This is a genomic window from Mesorhizobium sp. M7A.F.Ca.CA.004.04.2.1 (genome assembly GCF_004022825.1).
In the GTDB taxonomy this organism is placed as follows: Bacteria; Pseudomonadota; Alphaproteobacteria; order Rhizobiales; family Rhizobiaceae; genus Mesorhizobium.
On sequence record NZ_RZPH01000456.1, the window covers coordinates 1 to 4,562 of the forward strand.

5 protein-coding genes are annotated in these 4,562 nt (G+C 61.7%); all 5 read left to right on the forward strand.

What is annotated here, in order from left to right:
• Positions 1-648 (forward strand): DUF3137 domain-containing protein (locus EN893_RS19870; RefSeq protein ID WP_128361720.1); only part of this gene is annotated, 648 nt, incomplete at its 5' end.
• Positions 649-1,033: 385 nt separating this feature from the next.
• The gene (locus EN893_RS19875) at positions 1,034-1,276 is read left to right on the forward strand and encodes a DUF1344 domain-containing protein (RefSeq protein ID WP_013530037.1); all 243 of its coding nucleotides are present in this window, start codon (positions 1,034-1,036) and stop codon (positions 1,274-1,276) included.
• A gap of 232 nt (positions 1,277-1,508) precedes the next feature.
• A complete protein-coding gene (locus EN893_RS19880; RefSeq protein ID WP_127272514.1) occupies positions 1,509-3,131 on the forward strand; it encodes an FAD-binding oxidoreductase in 1,623 nt (540 codons plus the stop codon).
• A 15-nt stretch (positions 3,132-3,146) separates the two neighbouring features.
• Entirely contained in the window at positions 3,147-3,779 is a 633-nt protein-coding gene (locus EN893_RS19885; protein ID WP_127268288.1) for a hypothetical protein, read from the forward strand.
• 96 nt (positions 3,780-3,875) lie between these two features.
• Positions 3,876-4,406 carry a dihydrofolate reductase family protein gene (locus EN893_RS19890; RefSeq protein ID WP_127268289.1) on the forward strand — a complete coding sequence of 177 codons (531 nt, stop codon included), beginning with the start codon at positions 3,876-3,878 and terminating at the stop codon, positions 4,404-4,406.
• Positions 4,407-4,562 lie beyond the last annotated feature (156 nt).

The window sequence follows — 4,562 nt, forward strand, 5'->3', positions numbered from 1 at the left end:
ATCTTCGGCTTCATCGCCGACATGCGCTACCAGCATGGCGTGACGCCGAATTCATTCGACCGATTGCCGCGCACGGCGGTTGGTCCGTTCAACCGGCAGGCGTTCGACGACATCGTCGCGGGCCGCTACGAAGGGTTTCCGTTCGAACTCTACGAGGCGCATCTGCGGGAAGGGTCGGGCAAGGGCTCGTCGACCGCCTTCCAGGGCGTCATCGTCGCCTTCGAGACCATCGCGCCGTTCCCCGGCATATTGGTGGCGACGCGGCGGACCAATGCCGTCATCAGCTTCTTTCGCGGCATGTTCGCCAGCAAGCTGCAGGAACTGTCCAGTGGCGACGTGGCGCTTGATGCCGCCTACGAGTTCCGCACCGACAATCTCGGAGCGGCACAGCCGCTGGTGAGCGGCCGGCTGGCGCAGGCGCTGAAATGGCTTGGCGAAACCTGGCCGGACGATCCGGCCCGTGTCGCGCTCAATGGCAGCGATGGGTTCCTGCTGCTGCCGCAGACGAAGAACTTCTTCGAACTGCCGGATATTTCGGTGCCGCTCGATTACAGCACGCATGTCGCGCCGATGATATCAGACATGGGCGCGATGCTGGCGACGGCGGCACTTGTGCGCAAGATCGGCGCGAAGGACGAGGCGGGCTGAGCCGTCAGCCGTCGAAGCCGTATTTGTCACGCCTATAGTCCGCCTCTGACCATGAAACAAAATTTGTGTCGATGGTCGGTGAGCAGGCTGTTTCGTGATGCTGCTCGAGGTCGATTGCAGCGACCGCGTGGCGATCCAAAGCCGCCGTCACAATCGGCTAAGCGACTCTTTTCGCGGATAGAAGTGGGCATTGGAGGAGTCGAAGCGGTCTGAAATGATGTCGGCAACAAGCAATATGTCGGAATTAAGCCTATGATATTGTTTGCGAAAATTCACCCAACGTGATTTGCGGAGGGAGCGCTTTCCGTTCCAGTTTCAAGCCGTCCGGTGCTGTCGTTTCCCAAGGCGGCGGTCCGGAAAGTGAAACAGCACGGAGTGCTTACCAATGAAGAAGACCCTCGCAACCACCGCCGCTCTGCTCGCCTTCCTCGGCACCGCCTATGCCGCGACCGTTCAGGGCACCATCCAGGCCGTCGACCCGACGACCAAGTCGATCACCCTCGACGACGGCAAGATCTACCAGCTGTCGCCGGAGGCGACGATCGGGAAACTGAAGGTCGGCGCCAAGGTGGCTGTGACTGTCGATGACAAGACCGGCATCGTGACGTCGATCAAGAAGGCCTCGTAAGGCGAGAACATCGTGCGTCGGCAGACCTGCTGACCGGATTTTACAAGCCCTGTTCCACTCATGGCCGGTCCCTCCGGGGATCGGCCATTTTCATCCGTCGGCTCTCGATGCCGGGCGACCTGGATAAGGTCTTCCGGCTGGACCCCAGGGCCGGCCGGCGGAATGCTGTCCGGCGGCATCGCTATGGTTTTTGCCAAAAAGCCGCGCTATCCCTTGGCCAACGGGGGATATCATGGCCGACGAACAAAAAGGGTTTCGCCTGTCGCGGCGGTTGCTGCTGGGTGCGGCTGTCGTCGGCGGCGCGGTGCTGTGGGGCGGCAACACGGTGGCGCGGCTGGCGCGCGCGCCTTCGGGGCCGAAGAACGCAGGACGGATAGCCGATATAGACGGCTTCGCGCTGCCTCTGAAGCCGCTGGACAATGCGCCGGCCTTCGACGCGTCGCTGCCCTGGTCGGCAAAAGGCGGCGACATCAACGATGCCAGCGGCCTGTCGATGACGCCGGTTTACGGCGTCGTCGAGATCAGCGAGGACGAGCACATCGGCAATGCGCTGGCCTTCGCGCGTGCCAATGGCCTGAAAGTCTCACTGGCCGCCATCCGCCATTCGATGGGCGGGCATACCTTCGACGACAACGCGCTGGTGCTCGACCTCAGAAAGTTCAACAAAGTCACCGTCGATGCGGCGGCCAAGACCATGACCTTGCAGCCGGGCGCGCGCTGGCACGACATCCAGAACCTTCTGCATCCGCGCTTAGCGGTGAAGGCGATGCAGTCGACCGACATCTTCTCGGTCGGCGGCTCACTGTCGGTCAATGCGCACGGCATGGACCACCAGGCAGGCTCGGTGGCGGGCTCGATCCGCTCGATGCGAGTGATGCTGGCTGACGGCTCGGTGACCACCTGCTCGCCGACCGAGAACACCGATCTGTTCCGGCACGTCGTGGGCGGCTACGGCCTGTTCGGCGTGGTGCTGGAGGCGACGCTCGATGTCGTCGACAACGCCGTCTACCGGACCTCGCGCGAAATCATCAGATCGGACGATTTTCCGAAATTCTTCGCCGAGGTGCTGGAGCCGAACAAGGACATCGGCCTGTTCTACGGCCATCTGTCGACGGCGCCCGGCAATTTCCTCGAGGACATGATCGTCTACCGTTACGACAAGGTGGCGGAGCAGCCGCCGGCGGATCAGCCTGAGATCGGCGAGCCGGGTTCGGTTGGGTTGAAGCGGGTGATCATCAACCTGGCGAAATGGGGCAGCCTGTTCCAGGAACTGAAGTGGTTCACCGAAAAGACCCTGGAGCCGAAATTCGAAAGCTGCACGGTGGCGCGCACCTCAGCCATGGCCGAGGGCGAGGCTTGTCTCGTCACCCGCAACAACCCGATGCACGATTCGGTGCCCTATCTCTTCAACGATCAGATGGAAGAAACCGACATCCTGCACGAATATTTTATTCCACGTGCCGCCTATGTCGAATTCATCGCGGAAGCGCGCGAGATCCTGCGCAACCAGACGCTGCCGGTGCTCAATGCTTCGGTGCGCATCGTCCACAAGGAGGATGTGGCGCTGACCTACGCGCCGGAGCCGGCCTATTCGCTGGTGCTCTACATCAACCAGCCGACCGATGCCGACGGCAATGCCAGGATGCGGGCGCTGACGCGGGCGCTGATCGACGTGACGATCAAGCATGGCGGGCGCTTCTTCCTGCCTTACCAGCTGCATTATACGGCCAGGGAATTGCTGGCCTCCTATCCCGAACTGCCGGCCTTCCTGGCGGCGAAGCGGCAGTATGACCCGACGGAACTGTTTTCCTCGACCTTCTACCGTGCCATCAAGGCGCTGAGCGGGGTGGCGTAGACGTTAGGAGACTTCATGCGCAAGGTATCAGCCGCGGCACTCATCCTCATCGCGCTGTGCGCTGGCCCTGCCGGAGCCGAGGATCTCAAGGCCTTCAAGCTGACCATCGACGGTGTGACGGTCGATATCGATCCCGGCGAGAGCGCAGACGTGACCCTGCCTGGCGGCAAGCAGAGCAAGGTGACGCTCGAACGCAACGACTTCGCCACCTTTTCCGGCAGCGTTTTCTCCTTCGTTCACCCCAGCAACATTTCGGTGACCAAGACCGACCTCGGCGATGATATCACGCAGTATCTGATGGCGTCGGCTCTCGGCACGATCGTCGTGGTGCAGGAATATGGCGCGATGAATCCGGTGTCGCTTAACCAGCTGATGCTGCAGGAGATGACCAAGGAATCGGTGCTGGCCGGCGCCACGCTGACGCAGGAGCCGACGACGCGCAAACTCGCCGACGGCAAGGAATTGACCGGGATCCGCGCCGAGGTGACGACACGCACCGACACCGCCGATTTCGAGATCGTCGGCTTCGGCCTGGCCGATCGGGGGCTGCTGTTCATCACCCGCATTGCCGGCGAGGATGCAGCGACCGAAAAGCCGCTGATCGACAAGTTCTGGAAGAGCCTGAAAGTCAAGTTGCAGCGGGACTAGGGTCGTGTCCCGGTTTGAATTTCGGTTGGGATCCACACTTTTGCGTAACGGCGGCTCAAGTTATTCTGACGATCCGGAGGTTGGAGATCCTGCAGCATGGCGAAGCTCATTTTCAGAATGAACCAGTCCCTCGACGGTTACGTCGACCACCAGAAAATGCCGTCAGGCCCGACAATCTTTCGTCACTGGATGGAGCAAGTGCGCAATTTGAGTGGCAGTGTGTACGGTCGCGGCATGTACGAGGTCATGCGCTATTGGGACGAAGACAGTCCTGAGTGGAACGCGGAGGCGCACGAATTCGCGGCGGCGTGGCGGAGCCAACCGAAATGGGTTGTGTCGCGCTCGCTGAAGTCGGTCGGCCCCAATGCCACACTTGTCGCGGACGACGTCGAGGCGGTGATAGGTGGGCTTAAGGCTGAGCTCGTCGGGGAGATTTCAGTTTCCGGACCAGACCTGGCACGAAGCCTGACCGACCTTGGTCTTATCGATGAATATCAACTCTACCTCCATCCGTTCGTGCTCGGTCAGGGCAAGCCATTCTTCGCCGGCCCCCGGCCGCCGCTTCGCTTTGTGGCCAGCGATTTGATTGGCGACGACGTGATCAGGTTGACCTATGTGCCTGCCTGACCACGCGGTCGTCAAACGCCAGGGGGCTTACAGCCCCTTTGGCATCAGTCCGGCCAGCCAGTTCACGGCGCGTTTCGCGGCGTCGGCGGTTGCCGAGGCGGCGCGGCCGAGATCGGTCTTGACCACGGCGTAGCCGTTCTTGGTGCGATAGAGCAC

Bases quoted from the DNA above. Each gene is read 5' to 3' on its own strand.
- EN893_RS19875 (WP_013530037.1), top strand. From the start codon at position 1,034: ATGAAGAAGACCCTCGCAACCACCGCCGCTCTGCTCGCCTTCCTCGGC.
- EN893_RS19880 (WP_127272514.1), top strand. From the start codon at position 1,509: ATGGCCGACGAACAAAAAGGGTTTCGCCTGTCGCGGCGGTTGCTGCTG.
- EN893_RS19885 (WP_127268288.1), top strand. From the start codon at position 3,147: ATGCGCAAGGTATCAGCCGCGGCACTCATCCTCATCGCGCTGTGCGCT.
- EN893_RS19890 (WP_127268289.1), top strand. From the start codon at position 3,876: ATGGCGAAGCTCATTTTCAGAATGAACCAGTCCCTCGACGGTTACGTC.